Genomic DNA, 21,065 nt, shown 5'->3' on the forward strand with positions numbered 1-21,065 from the left:
GCCGCCGCAGTTCGGTCAGAAGTAGCGGCCTCTGAGAGCCCCCGCCCTGCTGCCACCGCCGACAACGGCTTGAAGTGCGCGCTCGTCAGACGGAGCGTACGAATGGAGCCGCCAGACATCGAGCGGTTGGACGAGCGGACCGTCCAGCGGATCGCGGCCGGCGAGGTCGTCGAGCGCCCCGCGAGCGTCGTGAAGGAGTTGGTCGAGAACAGCCTCGACGCGGGCGCGAGCCGCGTGGCGGTGTCGGTCGAGTCCGGCGGCACCGAGGGGATCCGCGTCCGCGACGACGGCGTGGGCATCCCCGCGGACCAGCTGGAGGCGGCCGTCGCGGAGCACGCCACCTCGAAGATCGGCGACATCGAGGACCTCGACCGCGGCGTCGCCACGCTCGGGTTCCGCGGCGAGGCGCTGTACACCGTCGGCGCCGTCTCCCGGCTCACCGTCCGCTCGCGCCCCCCGGACGCCGAGGCCGGCGCGGAGATCACCGTCGCGGGCGGCGACGTGGGCGAGGTCCGCCCCGCGGGCTGCCCGGCGGGCACGACCGTCGAGGTCGACGACCTCTTCTACAACACGCCCGCCCGCGAGAAGTTCCTCAAGCGGACCGCCACGGAGTTCGACCACGTGAACACGGTCTTGACCGGCTACGCGCTGGCGAACCCCGACGTCGCCGTCTCGCTGGAACACGACGGCCGCGAGACGTTCGCGACCGAGGGGAACGGCGACCTCCGCTCGGCCGTCCTCGCGGTCTACGGCCGCGAGGTGGCCGAGTCGATGATCGACGTCGACTGGACGCCCGAAAGAAAGGAAGACGCGGACGGATCGGCCGACGACGACGCCCCCGTCAAGCGGGTCACGGGGCTGGTCTCGCACCCGGAGACGGCGCGCTCGACCCGCGACTACCTCTCGACGTACGTCAACGGCCGGTACGTCACCGCGAGCGCGCTCCGCGAGGCGACCCTCGACGCCTACGGCGGCCAGTTGGCCCCCGACCGCTACCCCTTCGCGGTCCTCTTCGTCGAGGTCCCGGCCGGCGACGTCGACGTGAACGTCCACCCGCGCAAGCTGGAGGTGCGCTTCGACGAGGAGCCGGCGGTCCGGGAGGCGGTCGAGACCGCCGTCGAGGAGGCCTTGCTCGACCACGGCCTGATCCGCTCGACGGCGCCCCGCGGCCAGTCGGCCCCCGACCAGACCCCGGTCGACCCCGAGACGCCCGACACCGAGGCCGTCGGCGGCGCGAACGCGGACCACGAGCGCGCCGCGCGAGAGGGACGCGGCCGCGCAGCCTCCGGAAACTCGTCGGACGCCGGGGGCGACGCCGGCGCGGCGCAGACCGACGATGCCGACGACTCCGGGACACCGACCGAACTGGACCCCTCGGACGACGCGGCGTGGGCGGTCGACGGTCTGGACGGCGGGGACGCGGCCGGGGGCGGATCGGCCGACGACCGGACGGGACGGGGACTCGGCGACGCGGACGGCGACGCCCGCCCCTCGCCGCGGAACTGGCAGGACGGCTCCGGGGAACGGGACGGCGATCCCCCGACGGGGGCCGACGACGACCTGAGCGGAGTCGACGACGCCGCGGAGACGCTGGCGGACGCGGTCGACCGCGACGCCGACACCTCGGACGCCGACATCCCGACGAGCGCACCCTCGGCCGAGGACGGACCGACTCGGGGCGAGGTGTCGGTCGATGGGGACGCGTCGACCGACGTGGACGCGCCGGCCCCGAGCGAAACGGAGTCCGACGACAACGACGACACGGCGCGGCGGAGTTCCCGAGTGCGCCCCGCGACGCGCCAACGAACCCTCGACGGCGACGGGACGGAGAGCGAGCGCGAGTTCGACTCGCTGCCCTCGCTGCGGCTGCTCGGACAGCTCCACGAGACGTACGTCGTCGCCGAGGCGCCCGACGGGCTCGTGCTGATCGACCAACACGCGGCCGACGAGCGCGTGAACTACGAGCGGCTGAAGGCGGTCTTCGCGGACGGCGCGGACGCGCAGGCGCTTGCGGAGCCGGTCCGCATCGAGCTGACCGCCCGCGAGGCGGCGCTGTTCGAGGAGTTCGTCGACGACCTGGCCGAAATCGGGTTCCGGGCCGAGCGCGCGGGCGACCGCGAGGTCGCGGTGACGGCGGTCCCGGCCGTCTTCGACGCCGCGCTCGATCCGGACCTCCTCCGCGACGTGCTCTCCGCGCTGGTCGACGACGCCGCCGCGGGCGACGAGCCGGTCGCGGACGTCGTCGACGAGCTGCTCGCCGACCTCGCCTGCTACCCCTCAGTCACGGGGAACACGTCGCTGACCGAGGGGCGGGTCGTCGACCTCCTCGACCGCCTCGACGCCTGCGAGAACCCCTACGCCTGTCCGCACGGCCGCCCGGTCGTGATCCGGCTCGACCGCGACGAGATCGGGTCGCGGTTCGAGCGCGACTACCCCGGACACGGGGGCCGGCGGGCGGAGTGAGTCCGCGGCGAAAGCCTCCCTCCGTCGACCGCAGAGAGGTACGTTTTAGGCGACCGCGGTCGACCCGCGTCCATGGAACGCGTAGCGATCGTCGGCGCGTCGATGACCCGGTTCGGGCAGCGCGACGCCTGGGTGCGGGAGCTGCTGGCGGAGGCGGGCGCGGCCGCGCTCGACGACGCCGGCGTCGACGGCGACGACCTCGACCACCTGTACGTCTCGAACATGGCCAGCGGCGAGTTCGAGGGCCAGACCGGCGTCCCGAACGCGCTCGCCCACGACCTGGCGGCCCAGCCCGCCTACACGGCCCGGATCGACCAGACCTCCTCGTCGGGCGGCGCGGGCGTGTACGCGGCGTGGCAGTCGGTCGCCTCCGGCGCGAGCGACCTCACGATGCTCGTCGGCGGCGAGAAGATGACTCACCGGACCACGTCGGAGGCGACCGACGTGATCGCCTCGCTCACCCACCCGGTCGAGTACAAGCAGGGCGTCACGCTCCCCTCGTTCGCGGGGCTCACCGCGCGCCTGTACCTCGACGAGTACGACGCGCCCCGCGAGAGCCTCGGGAAGGTCGCGGTGAAGAATCACGAGAACGGCGTGGACAACCCCCACGCGCAGTTCCGGAAGGAGGTCGACCTCGACACGGTCCTCGACTCGCCGATCGTCGCCGACCCGCTCCGACTGTACGACTTCTGCCCGATCACGGACGGCTCGGCGGCGCTCGTGTTCTGTCCGGAGTCGGTCGCCGAGGAGTACGCGCCCGACGGGAACTACGCCGTTATCTCGGGGATCGGCGGCGCGACCGACACCCACGTCGTCCACGAGCGCGCGGACCCGACGACGATGGGCGGCGTCGTCGACTCCTCTGACATCGCCTACGAGATGGCCGGTATCGGCCCGGACGACGTCGACGTGGCCGAACTCCACGACATGTTCACCATCCTAGAGTTCCTCCAGAGCGAGGACCTCGGCTTCTTCGAGAAGGGCGAGGGGTGGAAGGCCGTCGAGGAGGGCGTCACCGACCGCGACGGCGACCTCCCGATCAACACCTCCGGCGGCCTCAAGTCGAAGGGGCACCCGCTCGGGGCCAGCGGCGTCGCGCAGGTGTACGAGATATTCAAGCAGGTCACGGGCGACGCCGGGCCGCGGCAGGTCGAGGCCGACACGGGCCTCGCCTGTAACGTCGGCGGGTTCGGGAACTGCGTGACCACCACCATCCTGGAGGGAAGCCAATGAGCGACCACGAGAGCGACGACGCGACCGGAAGCGACGAGCAGGAGGGCGGCAACGGCGACGAACCGACCTTCGAGGCGGCGGAGTACGCGGACGGCACCGTCACGCACCCGCCCCACACCGTGAGCCCGAACGGCGCCGAGCGCGTCGGGACGGTCGACCTCCGGGAGCGCGAGGGCCGGGTCGTCACGTGGACGACCTCGACCGCGACGCCGCCGGGCGTCCGCGAGCCGAACACCCTCGCGATCGTCGAGTTCGAGATGGGCGACGACTACGACGGGCCGCCGGTACGCGCGCTCGGCCAGATCGCCGAGCGCGGCGAGCCGGGGGGCTCCGGGGGCGCCGCGGACGCCGACGGCGGCGAGCAGTTCGACGTCGACATCGGCGACCGCGTCGAGCCGGTGTACGCGGACGAACTCCGCGAGCCGGGCGCCGGCATCCGCGAGCCCGAGAGTCAGGACTGGGACGGTTTCCGGTTCCGGCCGGTCAAGTAGTCCGCCCACTGCGCCAGTCTCGTTTTCGCCCGATCAGGCCCTGAACCGCGACGCGCCGGAGTCGGTGAGCGGGCCGAGCCGCTCCTCGTGGATCCCGTCAAGCGTGTACACGTCTGGGCGGTAGCGGATCTCCTCGGTCACGCCGTGAACGTCCCGCAGCCGACGCCGGACGCGGTCGACGTCCTCCCGGTCGAAGTAGTTGGGCGTGAACACCAGCACGGCGTAGTCGGTCTCGCCGAACGCCTCGCGGCCGGCGGCGGTCGTGACCTTCGCGTCCCAGAGCCGCTCGGCCGCAACGTCCTCGACCACCGCCTCCCAGAGGTCGTCCACCCTCTCCGGCGGGCGCTCGACGAGCCACTTCCCGCTCAGGTAGGTGGTCTCCAGCGCGAGCCGGTCGACGTCGCGGACGGTCTCGGGGTCGGCCGGGAGCGACTCGGCCGCCTCCGCGTCGACCGCCGGGCGGTCGGCCTCGGCCGTCGCGGCCGGCCGCGTCACGCCGTGTTCCCGGAAGTAGCCGTCGCGGGCCTGTCGCGGGAACCCGGTCATGTGCTTGACCCGGAGCCAGCGCCGCTCCGGTTCGTCGATGGCGGTGGGCGAGCGGTCGGTGACCATGGTTACGGTTCCGCGTCGCGGGACAAAACGGTCTCGACGGGCGGAGCGGCAGAGTCGGTAAGAGCGCGGCGGGGCGCCGTCCACGGCCATTAGACCCGTCGGTAGTCCCCGAGTCGCGTGCCGTCGAGCAGGTAGGCGTCCGCGGCGGGCAGCGCGGCGGGGAGGTACGGCGCGAGGAACGACTGGCCGTCGACGTTCACCCACGTGCCCCCCGAGCGCTCGTTGAACGCGGGGAAGACGATCAGTTCGGGGGGATCGCCCGCCCGGGTGGGAGTCTCGCCGGTCTCGGTGAACGCCGCGGGGTCGAGTTCCCCCCGGAGCCACGCGCGCTCGACGCGCGAGCCGCCGACCGCGTCCTCCAGCCGCACCTGCGGGTGTTCGTGGCCGGTACAGATCACGTCGGCCTCAACGAGCGCGGGGTCGGGCCAAGTGTGGCCGTGACAGACCGCGACGGCGGACGCCGAGCCCTCGCCAAGCCTCCCGCCCGCCGGCCCGATCACGTCGAGGTCGTCGGCGAACGCCTCGGCGACGCCCGCGTCGTGGTTCCCCTCGACGAGCGTCATCGGGACGCGGTCGGTGACGGCGCGGATCAACGTCTCCAGCTCCGCGCGCTCGTCGCCGTCCGGCGCGCCGATCCGGTGCGCGAGGTCGCCGAGGACGACGAGCCGGTCGGCGTCGGTCTCGGCGATAAGGCCGCAGAGGCGCTCGCGGCGCTCGTCGGCCCGGGAGTCAACTTCGACGCCGCGCTCGTAGCGCAGGCCGACCTCGATGCCGGCGTGGACGTCGGCGACGAGCAGCGCGCGCTCGCCGCCGAGGTCGGCCACGGCCGCCGGCTCGCCGGCGACCGGCTCGACACGCGCCATCAGATCGGCTTGAGCAGCCCGTCGCCGGGCTCGTAGCACTGCCCGCTCATCAGCGCGTCCTGGATGGCGTCCTCGACCGCGCCCGGCTCGGCGCCGTGGTCGTCGGCGACGCGCTCGACGACCGCCTCGCGGGGCGCGCCGTCGCCGTCGTCGAGGTCCCCCATCGCCGCGACCGCCGCGGCTTCGAGGTCGACGTCGTCGGCGTCTCCGTCGGCGTCGGCCGCAGTCTCCTCGTCGCCATCGTCGTCGGTCGCGGATTCAATGTCGTCGGTCTCCTCGCTCTCGGACGCGGCCGCGTCGTCCGCAGCCGCTCCGGGCTCGTCGACCGGCTCCTCGGCGATCTCCTCCGGATCGGGCACGTCGATGTCGGCCTCGCCCGGCTCGTCGACCTCGGTCCCGGTCGCGAAGTCGGTGCCGAACTCGGACTCGATCTCCTCGCGCTCCTCGTCGTCGAGCTGGTACATGTCGTCGGCGTCCGGGTCGAGGTCCGCGGTCGCGTCGCCCTCGGCGTCGAGGTCGTCGATCGCGTCGTCCTCGCCCCCGCCGGCGTCGAAGTCACCGAGACCGCCGTCGTCGGACGTGTCGCTGTCGTCGGCCGCGGCGTCGTCGGTCGCGGCGTCGTCGGTCGCGGCGTCGTCGGTCGGCTCGGTGGAGTCGTCCGCATCGGCGAGCGATTCGGCGTCGGCGGTCGCGGTCGGCTCCGATTCCGCCGCCTCACCCTCGGTGGAGTCGTCGGATCCGGCGACCTCCGTCTCGGCCGCGTCGTCGAACGACGAATCGGCACCAGTGGTCGCTCCCGAATCGGCGACCGACCCCGCCTCCGCGGTCGGTTCGGCGTCGTCCTCACCGGCAGACGATTCCGGTTCGGCGCCGGCGTCCTCGTCCGCGTCTCCGTCACCCTCCACCGTCGCCGCCGGCTCCGCAATCGTCACGTCGGTTTCGGGGAGCGGGCCGATCGCGGTCGCATCTCCCTCGTCCGGCGCGAGGTCGAGCGACCGGACCTCGTCGCGGTCGCCCGCGATCATCTCCAGCGCGTCGACCGCGAGCCGGCGGACCGCCTCGGCGTAGGCCGCGGTGGTGCCGTAGTGGTCGAGCGCCTTCGGGATCCCGGCCGCGAGCGGGGCCGGCGCGCCGCCGGCCTCCAGCGCCGCACGGAGGTCGTCGCCGCGGAGGTCGGCGTCGAGCGCCTGCTCGAACACCGCGAGGCGGTCGAGCGTCGCCTCGGCGGCGGAGACCACCCAGCGGTCGCGGGTGTCGGCGTCGACCTCGTTGAGGCTCTCCGGGCGGACCGAGGTGAACACGCGGTCGGAGTCCTCGGGCTCGAAGGTGCGCGCCTTCCCGGTGAGCGCGACGAACGCCGGCGGCTCGGCGCGTTCGAGGAACGTCTGCGCCTCCGGCTGGTACTGCCCCGCGTAGGTGACGAACGCCCCGGAGGGGTCGACGACCCGGCCGCGGCGCGTCTCGTCGTTCACGCGCTCGACCTCGGTGAGCACGCCGGCGGTGAACAGGCGGTTCACCCGCGCGCCGGTCGGGGTGACGACGTAGTTCGGGGCGCGCTCCTCATCGCTCTCGGAGTAGGAGAGGGAAGCGTCGTCGAACTCGGCCGCGAACACGCGGTAGGCGACCTCCCGCGCGCCCGGCCCGTCGTCGCTCATTCGCCCACCTCCGCGAGCGCGGCGCGGGCGTGGTCGGCCGGGTCGTCGTCGGCGAGTTCGAACTCGACCGCGTCGAGGGTGGCACCGTAGTCGTCGACCGAGAGGTTCCCGCGGACGCGGTAGGCGCGCCCGACGAGCGAGTCGGCGATGTCGTCGGCGACGACCGCCTTGTCCATCGCGTCCTTCGCCGCCGCGAGCGCGTCGTCGAGCCCGCCGCCGTACACCTCGGCGGTGAGTTCGTCGTCGAGGACGACCGTGACCGTGTCGGTGCCGTCGTCGAGGATGGCCTTCACCCGCAGGTCGTCCTCGCCGTCCACGTCCCCGTGGCTCCGACACTGGCCGTTCTGGACGACGCGGCCACACTCCGGACAGCGCTCGATGAGCCCGGAGCCGTCACGGACCTCCAACACGTTGCCGACGACCTCGACGTCGAACATCCCGCCGGAGCCGACCGCGTCGGCGACCGAGAGCCGCGGAGCGTCCTCCGCGACCTCGACGGGGTCGGGGAGCGGCGTCACCGTCGAGAACTCGGTGAGGTTGATCGAGGGGACGCCGCGGAACTCCCGGACGTACACGTCCTCGATCCGGAGGTCGGCGCCGGCCTCGATCTCGGAGCGCGGCTGCCAGTCGGTGAACGGCAGCTTCGCCGTCTCGTCGCCGACGACGCCCTCTAAGATCTCCGTCTCGCCGTCGCGCCCGGAGATGGTCTTCTCGTCGACCTCCAGCACGCGGACCTCCACGTTGCGGCCGCGGTCGCCCGCGGCGATGTCGACGAGGCTGCGGTCGCCGCCGACTTCGCGGTCGACCTCGACCGCCTCGTCGGCGATGGCGACCGTCGTGGAGTCGTTGAGGTTCAGCTCCGGCTCCCCCTCCCACTCGCGGACGCCGGCGTTGCCGATCGTCAGCGAGTCGCCCGGCTCGAAGCCGAAGTCCTGCCACGCGGTGTAGGAGATGACGCCGGTCTCGTCGGCGATCTCTCCCTCCCGGATCGTGAGGTCGTCGCCCTGGTAGCGGATCGTGCGCGTCCCCTGCGTCAGCACGCGGACGGTGACCGTCACGCCGTCGTGGTCGGTCGTGATCTCGCCCACGTCGACGGCGTCGGGCGTGGGCGACGACCCGCCGCCACCGCCGCCGTGCTTCCGGCGGACGCTCTGTTTCGCCTCGTCGATGGGGACGCTGTACTCCAGCAAGTTCTCCAGGTCGGCTTTGACCTCCTCTTTGTCGACGCCGAGGTCGGAGGCGAGCTCCTCGGCATGGCTGTTGACGTCCATCGGAGCGAGGTTCGGCGCCGCCGCACAAAAGGATTCACCACCGTTTCGGAGACCGGACGCGGCGCGCCGCCGGTAGGGCTAAACGGCCCCCGGTCGCATGAGGCCACATGGACGACACCGAGATCAATGTCGACGCGCGGATCGCCGAGGACCGCACGGTCATCGACGTGACGGGCACGCGGGACGTCGCGGTCGTCGTGCGGTCCGAGGGCGGCGAGCGGATCTACCTCCCGCCCGAGGGGTTCGACGACCCGGTCGGGGGGTCGCCGTACACCTCGCCGTATCAGGGCGCCGGCGCGGGCGGCGAGGAGAGCCCGTACGGCGGGACGACCGGCAGCACGCGCGGCGTGATGGAGACCGCGGACGGCTTCCGGGTCACGCACCCGGAGCCGGTGAGCGAGTTCGACGTGTTCCGAGGCGCCGGGGACTGAAGGAAGGCCTCGGGAAGAAGGGGTTCGGACGCGTTACGCGACGTCTTCGTACACGGCGAGCGTGTCCTCGGCGACGTCCAGCCACTCGCGGCGCTCGTACTCCGGCGGCTCCTCGCGGTCGAGCGCCTCGATGAGCCCGTCGACGATCGATTCGGAGTCGACAGTGACCTCCAAGAGACAGCCGTCAGGGAGTACCTCCGCGACGCCCGCCGGGGTCGCGACGACCTGCGTGCCCGCCTCCAGCGCCTCGGTGATCGTGATCCCGAACGGCTCCGCGTAGGAGGGCGAGACGAACGCGTCCGAGGCGGCGTAGTAGTCGCCCAGTTCGGCCTCGGGGACGTACCCGACGAACTCGACGCGGTCGTCGATGCCGAGCAGCTCGGCGAACCGCTTCAGCTGCTCGGTCTGGTGGCCCGACCCGCCGACGACGAGCGTCACGTCGCGGCCGCGCAGCTTCTTGGTCGCGTACAGGAGGTGCGAGATCCCCTTCTGGTCGGTGTGGCGGCCGACGAAGAACAGCATCTCGCCGTCGATGTCCAGATCCGCGCGCACGTCCTTGCCCGAGAACTTCGGCGTCGAGAACCCGTTGTACACGACCCGCGAGTCCGCGTCGTACAGCTCTCGGATGTCCTCGCGGACGATTTCGCTGACCGCGATGTTCGTGTCGGCGGCGTTCGCGAGCCGGCGCTCGGTCTCGACCTCGCGGCTCGGCGGGTCGATGTTGCGGTCGCTCGCCAGCGAGTGGAACGAGGAGACCCACGTGGCGTCGGACTCGCGGGCGGCGGCGCGGCCGGGCCCGTAGCCGAACCAGTCGTGCGTGTGGATCACGTCGTAGTCGGGCGCGAGCTCGGCGAAGCGGTCGGAGAGCTGTCCGACGCGCGCCGCGACGTCGCCCTCGCCGGTCTCGACGGGTTCGAGCCCCGGCTCGTCGTCGGGCGCGAACTCCGCCGGCAACACCAGCGTGGCGTCGACGCCGAGTTCGTCGCGCAACCCGGTGAACAGTTCTCCCACGTGGACGTCGAGCCCGCCGGTGATGTTCGGCGGGAACCCCCACCCCAGCATGAGTACGCTCGGCGGCATACACCACCGTTTCGGGAGTCGGCACTTAGGTATGCCCCTCGTGGCGCGCGGCGGAGCGAGGCGGGAGGGGGCGGAGAGGATCGGAGAGCGGAGAAGGGAGTCGGACCGCGTCAGGCCGCGCGGACCGCGTCGCGCAGCGCGTCGGTGCGGTCGGTGATCGACTCGGCGGCATCCCCGAGCACGTCGAGCGGGTCGCCCTCCTCGGCCTTGACGGTGAGGACGGGCTCGGTCTGGCCCCCGGACTGCTCGGGGTTCATGTCGTAGGTCGCGGCCGCGACATCGTCCGACTCCAGCAGGGCGCCCTTCAGCACGTTCATGAACGTGTGGTCCTCGCCCGCGATCTCGATGTGGAGTTCCGTGTCGGTCTTCTCGATGACCCGCAGTTCCATACCCGAGAGGTCGGGCGAGCGGCGTTTCAAGCTTTCGTCTCCCGGATCTCGCCGGATGCGGACGGGTCGCACGCGACCCGAAAGCGTATGCCGCCCGCTCCGGTGGCCGCCGTATGGAGATCCGACGCCTCCCGCCCGACGAGGGCGCCCTCCGCCGCTACACGACGGAGCTGTGGCTCCCCTACCACCGCGACCTCGCGGCCGCGGCGGAGAGTCACGCGCTCGCCGACCGACCGGACGAGGAGCTGATCGACGCGGAGACCGAGTTCCGGCTCGACCTGCTCCGCGAGAATCCGGACCGGCGCCTGTGGGTCGTCGCGGTCGATCCGGAGGCCGGTCCGGACGAGACCGACCCCGCGACCCTCGACCCCGCCGACCACGCGCCCGTCGGCGCTCCCGACCCGGACCGCGACCTCGCGGCGTTCGTCTCGACAAGCGTCGACGCGTGCCCCGAGGTGTTCGACCGCCCGGACCGGCTCGTCGTCGGCGACATCTACGTGGGCGAATCGTACCGCGGCACCGGACTCGCGGATCGGCTGATCGAACGGGCGGTCGTCGACGCGCGCGAGCAGGACTGCGGCGAACTCCGACTTGACGTCGACGTCGACAACGAGCGCGCGGTGGCCTTCTACGAGAAGCGCGGCTTCGAGACGTACCGTCGACAGCTGATTGCGACCGTCTCGGGGGTGTGACGCCGGGGGGCGTGTGGGACGGGCCGCCGGCGCGACCGCTACGCGGTCGATAAACGCAAAACGGGTCGCGTCGGTCGGACGAGCCGTTACTCGTCGGCGTCGACCGCGACTTCGTCGGCGTCGACGTCGACGGACGCCTCCTCCTCGGCGGCGACCTCGCGCGGACGCGCTTCGAGGGTCAGCTTCTGGACCTCGACGCGGCGCAGCGGGTAGATCTCCTTGGCGTCGCCGTAGATGGCCGACGAGAGGTTCCCGTCGACGATGGCGTCGACGAACGCCTCGAAGGTGCGCTCCTCGGCGGCCGCGTGGACCTTGTCGATCATGACGCGGCGGATCGCCTTCTCCTGCGAGCGGTCCGCCTTCTTCGTCGTCAGCGCGACGGGCTGGACGCGGATGCGGTAGTCGTCCGTCGTCAGCACCGTGATCGACGCCTCGACCTTCGAGGCGCCGCGGCGGACGAGCGAGCGCAGGTAATCGCGCGTCAGCTCGTACTTGATGAACTCGGTGTACGCCGAGTCGCTGCCGACGTCGGTGATCTTGAACGTCAGCTTCGTGTTGTTCGCGTTGGAGTCGCCCGTCAGCTCGTCGAGCGTCGTCGTGATCGTGCGGCCGACGACCTGCTGGGGTTCCTCGGCGAGCGTCTCGCCGAGCTCCTGTCGGTCGAACTGTTCGGGCGCCAGCACGGTGTACCAGCGCTTCTGTTCTCTGCTCTTGGATACGGATCGTTCGCTCATGTGTCGGTGTGTGTGTCGGTGTCGGTCGTCTGCGGTTCGTCTTCGGAGTCGAGCGTGGAGTCGGCGTTCGCGGCGGCAGCGGCGTCCACGGAGTCGGCGGCGTGGTCGCGTGCGCGCTCGATGACGCGATCGGCGACGCGCAGGTTCACGAGGTGGTCGTCCAGCGTCGACTGGAGCCCGCCGGTCGTCGGTCGCGCGACGGTACAGGCGACGATGTCGCCGTCGACGCGCGTGCGCATCGAGTCGGTCTCGTCCGGCCCGAGCGCGGCCGCGACGGTCGCGGGGTCGGCGTGTTCGGTGCGGACCGTCGCGGTCCGGTCGGCGTCGTCGCCGGCCGGCTCGGGAGCGTCGACCATCTCAGATCGCCTCCCGGAGCGCGGCGAGCGCCGCCGTGATGTCGGATTCACCGGGGCCGTCGGGCTCGACGGCGATCCCGCCGCGGGCGGGGGTCCCCCAGCCGTCGCCGCCGACCTCGCCGGCGGCGGTCCGGCAGGCGTCGCCGAGGCGGACGGGGTCGGCGGCCGCGTCGCCGGCTGCGCGGCCGCCATCGACGGCCGCGGCCGCGAGCCGGCCCGCGCCCTCGTCGAGCGCGACCGCGACGGGCTCCGGCGACCGGAAGTCCCGGACAATCCGGGCGACCGTCGGCAGGACCGTCGCGGACGCGTCGACGCGGGCGACGACGCAGCCGTCGTACCGGCCGACCGTCGCGTCGTCGAGCGCGCGGTGCGCCGCCAGTCCGTGGCGGTGCCAGGCGTCGAGCGCGGCCGTCCGGAGCGACGGGTCGGGGTCGCTCGCGAGCGCGAGCGCGACGCCCGTCCCGGGCGCCTCCCGAGCGAGCGCGTCGAGCACGTCGGCGTAGCCGCCGACCGTCTCGAACGGGCCGTCAGTCGCGTACGGGCGGAGCGCGCGCTCGACCGCCGCGGCCGAGCGCTCGCTCGCGTCGTCGCCGTCGACCGCGTCGACCGCGACCAGCGACGCGAAGCGCCGCCGGTCGTCCGAGTCGGGGTCGGCCGGCAGTCCCAGCGGGGCGAGCGCGTCTCGCGCGCCCTCAGGGTCGCCCGAGTACGGCGTCCGAGCGAGCGTCGAGGCCGCGAGGGCCTCGGGCCGCGAGGGCGCGGCCTCGGCGCCGTCGTCGCCGCCCGAAACGGGAAGCGCGACGCCGGGTCGCCGCTCGACGCGGCCGGCGCGTTCCGCGGCGTCGAGCGCGTCGCCCGAGCCGTCGGCGCCGGGGATCGACCCGGCCGCGACGACGCCGGCGAGCGCGACCACGGGGTCGGGCTCGACGCCGAGCGCGCGGGCGACCGCGTAGGCCGCCGTGCTGACCGGCCGTCCCTCGGCGTGGATCGCGTGCGGGCCGCGGTCGACGCCGACGGCCACCGCGACGCCGTCGTCGACGTCGTCGGGGACCGGGTCGGGATCGACGCGCGCCTGGAACGGCGTGCCCGTCGCTCGGAGCGCTCGCGCGAGCAGCCCGGCGGCTGCCAGCGCGTCGCCGTCGTCGGTCGCGACGAGCCGGACGAACGGCGCGTCTGCGAGGACGCCGGCGAGCGCGTCGGGGGCGGGCGTGGCGGACGTCGCTTCGGTCATGGGTTGGGTCTCGTGGGCAACTGTCGCCGCGGGAGCCGCTTACTCCTCGAGGTACTCGACGGCGTTCTCGTAGGTGTACGTGAACTCCTCGTCGATCTCGTCGCCGCGGTAGTAGTTCGCGAGGCGGCGGATCTTCGACTCCGTGTTCTGGAGCGCGCGCTTGTTCTGGTGGTCCTGCCCGTTCTCCTCCATGTGCTCGCGCAGGCGGATCGCCTGCGACATGAGGTTGCGGAGGTCTTCCGGGATGTCGGCGCCGGCGTCGTGGTCTTCGAGGATCTCGGTGACCTTCTTGCCGGTCGCCAGCTTCACGTCGGGGACCGGGACGCCCTTGACGCCCTCGTCGCGCAGTTTGAGGCCGATGACGCTTGGGTCGTGGCCCTGCTCCGCCAGTTCGACGACGCGGGACTCGATGTCCTCGGCGTCGACGTCGCTCCACTCCGGGGTCTCGTCCGTCGCCGGTTTGTCCGAACCGGACGAACCGCGACGGCGCGTGTGCATTCGTGCCATTGTCTGTGAGTTGGAACGGCACAACCGCAACGTGACCGCGACTCCGCGCGGCGCGGCTACGGATCGCTCGCGGGACGAGCGATCCGACCGGCCGATCCGCGCGAGCGGACCGCCCGACCGCGACGCCGGAGGCGTCGGCGCACTGCTACATTCCCAAGCCGCGGGCGAAAGAGCCCCGGCGAGTCGGATCTGCAGCTGTGCTGTTCCCGTGTGAGGGGTCGCCGTCGGGGTTCTTAAGCGTGTTCTTGTCCCGCGGCGAGGCGGCTCCGTCGGGGGAGCCCGGCCGATCTGTCTGACGGAGCGGACACGGGGATTTAGGTGGGCCGTCGGTCTGCGGAGGGATGTGACCGACAAATGACCGAAACGAGAGACGCGGCTCCGCCGGCGACCGACGGCGGGGAACCGCCCGACGGAAGCGAGTTCGGCGTCGGTGATCAAGACAGCGACGGCCCGCGGATCGAGTTCCGCGGGGGGAAGTGGGCGAGTACGGTCCCGCTCGTCTTTTTCATCGCGTGGGCGATCTTCCAGAGCGGCGTCCTCGGCATCGGCGACACCAACGGCCTCGTCGTCGGCGCCCTGATCGGGACGACCCTCGGGATGTTCCTCGTCCGCGGCGACTGGAAGGCGTACGCGGACACTATCTTCGAGGGGATGACCCAGCGCGTGGCCGCGACGGCCATCGTCGCGTGGCTGTGGGCCGGGATGTTCGCCGAGACGCTCCAAGTCGGCGGCTTCGTCGGCGGGCTGATCTTCGCGGCCGACGCGCTCAACGTCGGCGCGACGACGTTCCCCGCGGCCGCGTTCATCCTCTGTGGCCTCCTCGCGACCGGCATCGGGACGGGGTACGGCGCGACCGTCGCGTTCGTCACCCTGTTCTTCCCGGCCGGCGTCCTGATCGGCGCGAACCCCGTCCTGCTGTTCGCCGCGATCCTGTCGGGCGCCGTCTTCGGCGACAACCTCGCGCCCGTCAGCGACACGACGATCGTGAGCGCGGTGACCCAAGACGCGGACATCGGCGGCGTCGTCGCCTCGCGGTTCAAGTACGCGATCTCGGCGGCGATCCCGGCGTTCGCCGCGTACCTGATCGCCGGCTCCGTCATGTCCGGCGTGGAGCTGGAGGGCGCCGTCGCGCTCCGCGAGTCCGCGAACGCGCTCGGGCTCGTCCACCTGCTCTCGATGGGGATCGTCATCCTCACCGCGGTGGCCGGCCGCCACATCGTCGAGGCGATCTCGTGGGGCCTGCTCGTGGCGATCGGCTTCAACCTCCTGTTCGGGTTATCGAGCGCGAGCGACATCGTCGCGTTCACCGTCACGGAGGCCGGGGCGCTCTCCGGCCTGCCGGTCGTCGTGGTCGGCGAGACCGCCGGGGTCGGCGGGAGCCTCTACGCCGGCGCGGTCGGCTTCTTCCCGCTCATCGTCCTCACGCTGCTCATCGTCGCGATGGCGCAGATCATGATCCGCGGCGGCGGCTTCGAGGCGATCCAGACGTTCCTCCTCGACCGCGTCGCGACGACGGTCCGCCGGGCCGAGCTGACGATGGTCCTCGGCACCGCGGCGATCAACGGGATGATCACGATCAACACGGCGGCCGAGATCGCGATCGCCCCGTACGTCGCCCGCATCGGCGAGAAGTTCAACATCAACGGCTACCGTCGCGCGAACATCCTCGACGCCAACACCTCCGCGCTTGGCTACATCTTCCCGTGGGCGGGCGGCGTGCTGGTCGGCTACCAGGTGATGGTCGGCCCCGACGGCCTCGGCGCCGAGTACGGCCCCGAGATGATCGTCAATCCGATCGAGGTCGTCCCGTACGTGTTCCACGGCTGGTTCCTCGTGGCGATTTTCATACTCGCCGCGATCACCGGCTTCGGGCGAGAGTACATTCCCGACCGCGTCTCCGAGGAGGTGTCGCGCGCATGAGCGCCTTCGAGAAGTTCCTCGCCGGCTGGTCGTTCCGGGGATCGAAGCCGGACTACGCGGCCGGCGACGTGATCGAGGTGATGGTGACCGGGGAGGGAGACCGAAGCGGCGAGGTCGTGGCCCGCATCGGCGACTCGACGCTCCGGATCGAGGGCGCACCGGAAGACGCGCTCAACACTCGGATCATCGTCGACGTGGAGTCGTGGGACGACGCGACCCACACCGGGAGGGCGACCTACCGGAAGACGGTGGGCGAGAGCGCATTTTAAATAGCGTCGAGAGATTCGGATTTTTGTTTTTTTGCTCCCGCTGTTCGGTGATGGGTAATCGACAACAGGACTGCGAACACCGCCAAAGCCCCAGCCGCGAGGACTCGGTGCGCTCGCTGCGCTCCTCATTCGTTCGCTCCGCTCACTCACTGCGGTGCTTGCGTCGCGCGCCGTCGTCCTCGCGGCTGCCCCTTTGAGTCCCGCCCCGCACAGCACCGCGACCGCACCTCAGACCTCCCCAACCTCGCGGTTCGCGCTCTTCGAGCGCTCACCGCGTCCCTCGCGCGTGCTGACTCGCGGGCCTGCGGCCCGCTCGCAGGCACGCGCCACCGCGAGTGACCGTTTAAGTGTCACATCGCCGTATCGTGGTTCAACCGCCGCGGATCGACGGGAACCGGCGCGGACCGGGGCGCTTTTTATGACCACGCTCAAATCGACGGACGTGCTATCGGTCGAGCTACACGCGCACTCCGCGCTGTCGTACGACGGGCGCGACCCGGTCGACCTCCTCTTGGAGCAGGCGGCCGGGGTCGGGCTCGACGCGCTCGCCGTCACCGACCACGACGAGATCGACGCCAGCATCGAGGCGGCCGAGAAGGCCCCCGACTACGGCCTCGTCGGCATCGTCGGCATGGAGGTGACCTCGGCGGTCGGACACGTCCTCGGGTTCGGCATCGAGGAGCGCGTCGAGAGCGGCCTCCCCTTCGACGAGACGCTCGACCGGATCCGCGATCAGGGGGGGATCGCGGTCGTCCCCCACCCCTTCCAGAAGTCCCGCCACGGCGTCGCCGCGCACATCAGCGACGAGCAGTTGGCGAGCGCCGACGCCCTCGAAGTGTACAACTCCCGGCTGTTCACCGGGCGCTCGAACCGACAGGCCGAGAAGTTCGCCGTCCGCAACGGCCTCCCGATGACCGCCGGCAGCGACGCCCACATTTCCGAGATGGTCGGGCAGGCGGTGACGGAGGTCGGCGCCGACGAGCGCTCCGCGGCCGCGATCCTCGACGGCATCAAGGACGGCCGGACCAGCGTCGTCGGCAAGCGCACCCCGTGGCGGATCTCGCTCAAGCAGTTCGGCGGGGGCGCCAAGCGCCGCGCGCTCCGCGCGCTCGACGCCCTCCGGTGACCGCGATGAGTGGTCCCGATCCGTCCGATCTGCGCGGCGCCGCCGCGGACCGCGTCCGCGCCGCGCTCCGCGACGCCGCCCCCCTTCCCGGCGGGCGCGGCTTCGCCGGTCTGTTGGCCGATCCGCCGAGTCCAGACTCGCCGAGTCCGGACCCACGAAACCGTGACGGGTCGGACCGCGACGAGCCGGTCCTCGTCCGCGACGCCCTCGGCCGGCAGCCGCTGTTCGTCGAGCGCGAGGCGCTCGACCCCGAGACCGACCGGCGGCCGACGGACCCCGACGCGTGGGCCTTCGACCGCGGCGCACTCGCCGATCCGGCGTCGGTCCCGGCCGGAAGCGTCGTGTCGGCGGCCGGAACCGAGCGCGTCTGGCGGCTCCCTGATCTCGGCCCGACCGCGGACCGGGAGGCCGCGCTGTCGACGGTCGACGGCGCGGTGAGCGGAGCGCTCGCCGACCTCTCCGCAGAGGCTGAAGCGGACGACCTCGCGGTCGCCTTCTCCGGCGGCGTCGACTCCGGGCTCGTCGCGGCCGCCGTCCCGGAGGCCCCCTGTTACGTCGCCGGCTTCGAGGGGAGCCACGACGTCGCCGCCGCGCGCAACGCCGCGAACGCGATGGAGCGCGACCTGCGGGTCGTCGAAATCACGCACGACGACCTCAGACGCGCCGTCCGCGCGGTCGCGGCCGCGACCGGTCGCCGGAATCCGATGGACGTCGCCATCGCGGTGCCGCTGTTCCTGACGGCCGAGGCGGCCGCCGCGGACGGGTTCGACCGGCTCGCGGTCGGGCAGGGCGCCGACGAGCTGTTCGGCGGCTACAGCAAGGTCGTCGACCCGGCGGAGGACCCCCGCGTCGAGGCCGACACCGTCCGCGGGGCACGCACCGAGACCGTCCGCACGCTGCCGGACCAACTGGAGCGGGACGTCCTCGCGCTCCGGACCACCGGCGTCGAACCGGTGACGCCGCTGCTCGACGACCGGGTCGTCGCCGCCGCGCTGGCGCTCCCCGACGACCTCCTCGTCGCCGGCGACGAGCGGAAGGTCGCGCTCCGTCGGGTCGCGACCGAGCGCGTGCCAGAATCGGTCCACGCCGCGGACAAGAAGGCGGTCCAGTACGGCACGTACGTCTCGCGCGAACTCGATCGGCTCGCCCGGCAGGCGGGCTACAAGCGGCGCATGGACGACCACGTCGGACAGTACGTCGAGGCGCTGTGCGCCGAGGAAAAACCGGCCGGTGAGGGCCGGATCTGACCAAGTCGCCGCGTGGAGTACCAGTCCTGCGGCCGACGCCCGATCGGTCGGGCGTCTGTTCAGAGATCGGCGGGACAGGTATAAAATACGGACAGTAGCGACAAATATGACACCCTCACGGGCGAGATAGAAAACGATCGTCCGCAGATTGGGTTGATTATTGTCGGATCGCCGCGTCGAGAACACGCTTTGCCGGGGAAAGTTCACGTACTTCCGGCGGAAAAGCGCCGATTTCGGGCCTGCGGAGCCGTCCGCGCGCGCGTCAGCGGACCAGATACGGGTCGCTACCGGCGACGAACCGTCCGAGGTCGCTCTCGCGTCGGAAGTCGGTCGAGCGCAGCTCCCCGAGCGAGTCGACGAGCCGGTCGGCGTCGCCGTCGGTCCAGTCGGCCGGGTCCTTGATCGGGACGACGAGCCAACCCGCGCCGAGCAGCTCCTCGCCGTGGAGCCCGTCCATGTCGACCTCGGTCTTCCAAGCCCGTGCGGTGTAGTTCTCCAGGACGTGTTCGGTCGCCCGCGCCCCCACCGGGAGCAGCACGTGGGCCGCGATGGCGCGGAGCTCGGCGTCGAAGAACCGCTCCATGTCGTCGTAGGCGGCGTCGTCCGGCGACCCCTCGCTCTCGCACATGTGGAGGTACGAGAGGAACGTCCGGTCGGTCCGGACTGGATCGACCGCCGTCGGGTCGCCGTCGCTCGCGACGCCGTCGGGGGCGACGCCGTCGGCGAGCCCCGCGATCAGTCCGGCCTCCGAGAGCGCCGACAGGAACGCGGGCGACCACGCCTCTCCGGTAAAGGGAACGCCCGCCGCGGTCCCGCCGTGGACGCCGGGGTAATCGCCGACGACGTGGAAGTCGGCGTTGGCGTCGCCGTAGCCGGGGACGAACGACGGGCAGTCGGGACGCATCCCGAAGGGGTTCCGGATCCGGTCCGTGACGTTCTTCACGCGACACGGTAGGTGCGCATTCGGTTAAATCCCGTTCGGTCCGGGACGACCCGGTCCGCATCCGGTTCGACGTGTCGCGCCGGGCCCGCCGGACAGGTCGCTCCGCACCCGCCAGACGGGTCCCACCGCGCCGCCCCAGAGACACTGATGCGAGGCGCACGAGTCCCCATAGATTCTCGTAAGTTATGGGAATAAACGCCGTCCGACCGGCTTGGGATACGCGTCGATCGGCCCGGAGCGGCGGTAGTTTCAGTATCGTTAATTAATGACCGGAAACCGCAAGACAGCGGCGGATCGAGCGGGGCGCCGGGCACGGAAGATATTTATATTCCCCTCCGTTGGGGTGTGACAGAAGTTCAATGTTCGACCGCATCCGTACCGCGGCCCTCTTCGGGCTGCACCAAGCGACCGTCGCCGTCGGTATCTCGCTGTTCCCGATGGCCGTCTTCGCGCGTCAGCGCCTCGGTATCAACGTCCCCGTCGGCCGGCTCGTCGAGACCACCACCGAGGCCGTCGACGAGGAGTGATCGCGCGCCAGCAGTAGCTCGTTCTCCGTGGCCGACCCGACGCCGAGCGGCCGCGAGACCGTTCTCCGAAATCCGCGATCCCGCACCGCTCTCCTCGCACCTGTCGTGCCCCCGCAGCGCTCGCTTCGAGGCCCACCGTGATCCGGCGTCCCCCGCCTCAGTCGGCCGGTCGCGGTTCGGCGACGGATAGGCCCGTCGGAACCGGTCGGCGGCCCCCGAAGGGTTGCCTTTATCAGCGCGCCGAGCCAACGAACGCTTAATGCGAACACCGACTGGCGACCTCTCCGACGGGCCGGCCGCCGACCTGGGCCGCGACCAGCCTGTCTTCGGACCGGAACTCGGCGAGTTCGAACACAGCGAGCGCCGCGCCGCGAAGGCGGAGGGCGACGGCGAGATGAAGACCGGAACCACCACCGTCGGTATCAAGGCCGACGACGGCGTCGTGATGGCGACCGACATGCGCGCCTCCCTCGGCGGCATGGTCTCCTCGAAGGACGTCCAGAAGGTCGAGGAGATCCACCCCCGGGGCGCCCTGACCATCGCGGGCTCCGTCTCGGCGGCACAGAACCTCATCTCGACGCTCCGCGCCGAGACGAGCCTCTACGAGGCCCGTCGCGGCAAGGACATGTCGATGGAGGCGCTGTCGACCCTGACGGGGAACCTCCTCCGCTCCGGGGCGTTCTACATCGTCCAGCCGATCCTGGGCGGCGTCGACGACGAGGGCGCGCACATCTACTCCATCGACGCCCTCGGCGGCACGACCGAGGAGGAGTACACCGTCACCGGCTCCGGGTCGCAGTACGCGCTCGGTGTCTTAGAACAGGAGTACGACGACGACGTCACCATCGACGAGGCGAAGAACATCGCCGCGAAGGCGATCCAGTCCGCGGTCGAGCGCGACCTCGCCTCCGGCAACGGAATCAACGTCGCGGTCGTCACCGACGACGGCGTCGACATCACCCGGTACAAGGACTTCGACGACCTGCTGTAGACGCGTTCCGACGCTCCCCCCGCGACGGCGTTTT

Annotated in this window: 22 protein-coding genes; 11 read left to right on the forward strand and 11 right to left on the reverse strand. The window is 71.8% G+C overall.

Going from position 1 to position 21,065, the window contains the following annotated elements; all coding sequences use genetic code 11:
- The first annotated feature begins 102 nt into the window (after positions 1-102).
- The 3 genes from mutL to C463_RS01440 all read left to right on the forward strand — a co-directional run bounded on the left by mutL (position 103) and on the right by C463_RS01440 (position 4,187).
- Positions 103-2,463 carry a DNA mismatch repair endonuclease MutL gene (gene mutL / locus C463_RS01430; protein ID WP_008440416.1) on the forward strand — a complete coding sequence of 787 codons (2,361 nt, stop codon included), beginning with the start codon at positions 103-105 and terminating at the stop codon, positions 2,461-2,463.
- Positions 2,464-2,535: 72 nt separating this feature from the next.
- Entirely contained in the window at positions 2,536-3,696 is a 1,161-nt protein-coding gene (locus C463_RS01435; protein WP_008440418.1) for a thiolase family protein, read from the forward strand.
- A complete protein-coding gene (locus tag C463_RS01440) occupies positions 3,693-4,187 on the forward strand; it encodes a Zn-ribbon domain-containing OB-fold protein (RefSeq protein ID WP_008440419.1) in 495 nt (164 codons plus the stop codon). Before C463_RS01435 ends, C463_RS01440 begins: the two co-directional genes overlap by 4 nt.
- A gap of 33 nt (positions 4,188-4,220) precedes the next feature.
- Here the strand turns inward: C463_RS01440 and C463_RS01445 are convergent, their stop codons facing one another.
- The 4 genes from C463_RS01445 to C463_RS01460 form a co-directional block, all read right to left on the reverse strand.
- Positions 4,221-4,799 (reverse strand): putative phosphothreonine lyase domain-containing protein, encoded by a 579-nt coding sequence (locus C463_RS01445; protein WP_008440421.1) that lies wholly within the window; start codon positions 4,797-4,799, stop codon positions 4,221-4,223.
- Between the two features lie 89 nt (positions 4,800-4,888).
- On the reverse strand, positions 4,889-5,662 hold the full coding sequence (locus C463_RS01450) for a metallophosphoesterase (RefSeq protein ID WP_008440422.1): 774 nt from the start codon (positions 5,660-5,662) through the stop codon (positions 4,889-4,891).
- Positions 5,662-7,317 carry a hypothetical protein gene (locus tag C463_RS01455; RefSeq protein ID WP_008440423.1) on the reverse strand — a complete coding sequence of 552 codons (1,656 nt, stop codon included), beginning with the start codon at positions 7,315-7,317 and terminating at the stop codon, positions 5,662-5,664. Before C463_RS01455 ends, C463_RS01450 begins: the two co-directional genes overlap by 1 nt.
- Entirely contained in the window at positions 7,314-8,588 is a 1,275-nt protein-coding gene (locus C463_RS01460) for a Single-stranded DNA binding protein (protein WP_008440424.1), read from the reverse strand. The genes C463_RS01455 and C463_RS01460 overlap by 4 nt, the downstream gene beginning before the upstream one ends.
- Positions 8,589-8,695: 107 nt before the next feature.
- Between C463_RS01460 and C463_RS01465 the strand changes: the two genes are divergently transcribed.
- The gene (locus C463_RS01465; protein ID WP_008440425.1) at positions 8,696-9,019 is read left to right on the forward strand and encodes a DUF7510 family protein; all 324 of its coding nucleotides are present in this window, start codon (positions 8,696-8,698) and stop codon (positions 9,017-9,019) included.
- Between the two features lie 33 nt (positions 9,020-9,052).
- On the opposite strand, the gene C463_RS01470 is transcribed toward C463_RS01465, so the two are convergent.
- The gene (locus tag C463_RS01470) at positions 9,053-10,081 is read right to left on the reverse strand and encodes a glycosyltransferase family 4 protein (RefSeq protein ID WP_049905386.1); all 1,029 of its coding nucleotides are present in this window, start codon (positions 10,079-10,081) and stop codon (positions 9,053-9,055) included.
- Positions 10,082-10,209: 128 nt separating this feature from the next.
- On the reverse strand, positions 10,210-10,488 hold the full coding sequence (locus C463_RS01475) for a DNA-directed RNA polymerase subunit L (protein WP_008440427.1): 279 nt from the start codon (positions 10,486-10,488) through the stop codon (positions 10,210-10,212).
- Positions 10,489-10,601: 113 nt separating this feature from the next.
- Here C463_RS01475 and C463_RS01480 point away from each other — a divergent pair, with 113 nt between their 5' ends.
- On the forward strand, positions 10,602-11,180 hold the full coding sequence (locus tag C463_RS01480; RefSeq protein WP_008440428.1) for a GNAT family N-acetyltransferase: 579 nt from the start codon (positions 10,602-10,604) through the stop codon (positions 11,178-11,180).
- 86 nt (positions 11,181-11,266) lie between these two features.
- Here the strand turns inward: C463_RS01480 and C463_RS01485 are convergent, their stop codons facing one another.
- Genes C463_RS01485 through C463_RS01500 form a run of 4 tightly spaced genes read right to left on the reverse strand, consistent with a single transcriptional unit; the run spans position 11,267 to position 14,008 of the window.
- Positions 11,267-11,914 (reverse strand): 30S ribosomal protein S3ae, encoded by a 648-nt coding sequence (locus C463_RS01485; RefSeq protein ID WP_007346088.1) that lies wholly within the window; start codon positions 11,912-11,914, stop codon positions 11,267-11,269.
- Positions 11,911-12,270, reverse strand: coding sequence for a KEOPS complex subunit Pcc1 (locus C463_RS01490; RefSeq protein ID WP_008440429.1), 360 nt, complete (start codon positions 12,268-12,270; stop codon positions 11,911-11,913). Before C463_RS01490 ends, C463_RS01485 begins: the two co-directional genes overlap by 4 nt.
- Position 12,271: 1 nt before the next feature.
- Positions 12,272-13,501 carry a hypothetical protein gene (locus C463_RS01495; RefSeq protein ID WP_008440430.1) on the reverse strand — a complete coding sequence of 410 codons (1,230 nt, stop codon included), beginning with the start codon at positions 13,499-13,501 and terminating at the stop codon, positions 12,272-12,274.
- A gap of 39 nt (positions 13,502-13,540) precedes the next feature.
- On the reverse strand, positions 13,541-14,008 hold the full coding sequence (locus tag C463_RS01500; protein WP_008440433.1) for a 30S ribosomal protein S15: 468 nt from the start codon (positions 14,006-14,008) through the stop codon (positions 13,541-13,543).
- A 354-nt stretch (positions 14,009-14,362) separates the two neighbouring features.
- Here C463_RS01500 and C463_RS01505 point away from each other — a divergent pair, with 354 nt between their 5' ends.
- The 4 genes from C463_RS01505 (at position 14,363) to C463_RS01520 (ending at position 18,570) form a co-directional block, all read left to right on the forward strand.
- Positions 14,363-15,928 carry a Na+/H+ antiporter NhaC family protein gene (locus C463_RS01505; RefSeq protein ID WP_008440435.1) on the forward strand — a complete coding sequence of 522 codons (1,566 nt, stop codon included), beginning with the start codon at positions 14,363-14,365 and terminating at the stop codon, positions 15,926-15,928.
- Positions 15,925-16,197 (forward strand): DUF7513 family protein, encoded by a 273-nt coding sequence (locus C463_RS01510; protein WP_008440437.1) that lies wholly within the window; start codon positions 15,925-15,927, stop codon positions 16,195-16,197. The genes C463_RS01505 and C463_RS01510 overlap by 4 nt, the downstream gene beginning before the upstream one ends.
- 442 nt (positions 16,198-16,639) lie before the next feature.
- The gene (locus C463_RS01515; RefSeq protein WP_008440438.1) at positions 16,640-17,323 is read left to right on the forward strand and encodes a PHP domain-containing protein; all 684 of its coding nucleotides are present in this window, start codon (positions 16,640-16,642) and stop codon (positions 17,321-17,323) included.
- Between the two features lie 5 nt (positions 17,324-17,328).
- Positions 17,329-18,570 carry an asparagine synthase C-terminal domain-containing protein gene (locus tag C463_RS01520; RefSeq protein ID WP_049905387.1) on the forward strand — a complete coding sequence of 414 codons (1,242 nt, stop codon included), beginning with the start codon at positions 17,329-17,331 and terminating at the stop codon, positions 18,568-18,570.
- A 262-nt stretch (positions 18,571-18,832) separates the two neighbouring features.
- Here the strand turns inward: C463_RS01520 and C463_RS01525 are convergent, their stop codons facing one another.
- Positions 18,833-19,513 (reverse strand): uracil-DNA glycosylase family protein, encoded by a 681-nt coding sequence (locus C463_RS01525; protein ID WP_008440444.1) that lies wholly within the window; start codon positions 19,511-19,513, stop codon positions 18,833-18,835.
- 359 nt (positions 19,514-19,872) lie between these two features.
- Between C463_RS01525 and C463_RS19110 the strand changes: the two genes are divergently transcribed.
- Positions 19,873-20,040, forward strand: a complete 168-nt coding sequence (locus tag C463_RS19110; RefSeq protein ID WP_008440446.1) for a hypothetical protein — start codon at positions 19,873-19,875, stop codon at positions 20,038-20,040.
- A gap of 259 nt (positions 20,041-20,299) precedes the next feature.
- On the forward strand, positions 20,300-21,031 hold the full coding sequence (psmB, locus tag C463_RS01530; RefSeq protein WP_008440448.1) for an archaeal proteasome endopeptidase complex subunit beta: 732 nt from the start codon (positions 20,300-20,302) through the stop codon (positions 21,029-21,031).
- Positions 21,032-21,065 lie beyond the last annotated feature (34 nt).

It is taken from the genome of Halorubrum californiense DSM 19288 (assembly GCF_000336875.1).
In the GTDB taxonomy this organism is placed as follows: Archaea; Halobacteriota; Halobacteria; order Halobacteriales; family Haloferacaceae; genus Halorubrum; species Halorubrum californiense.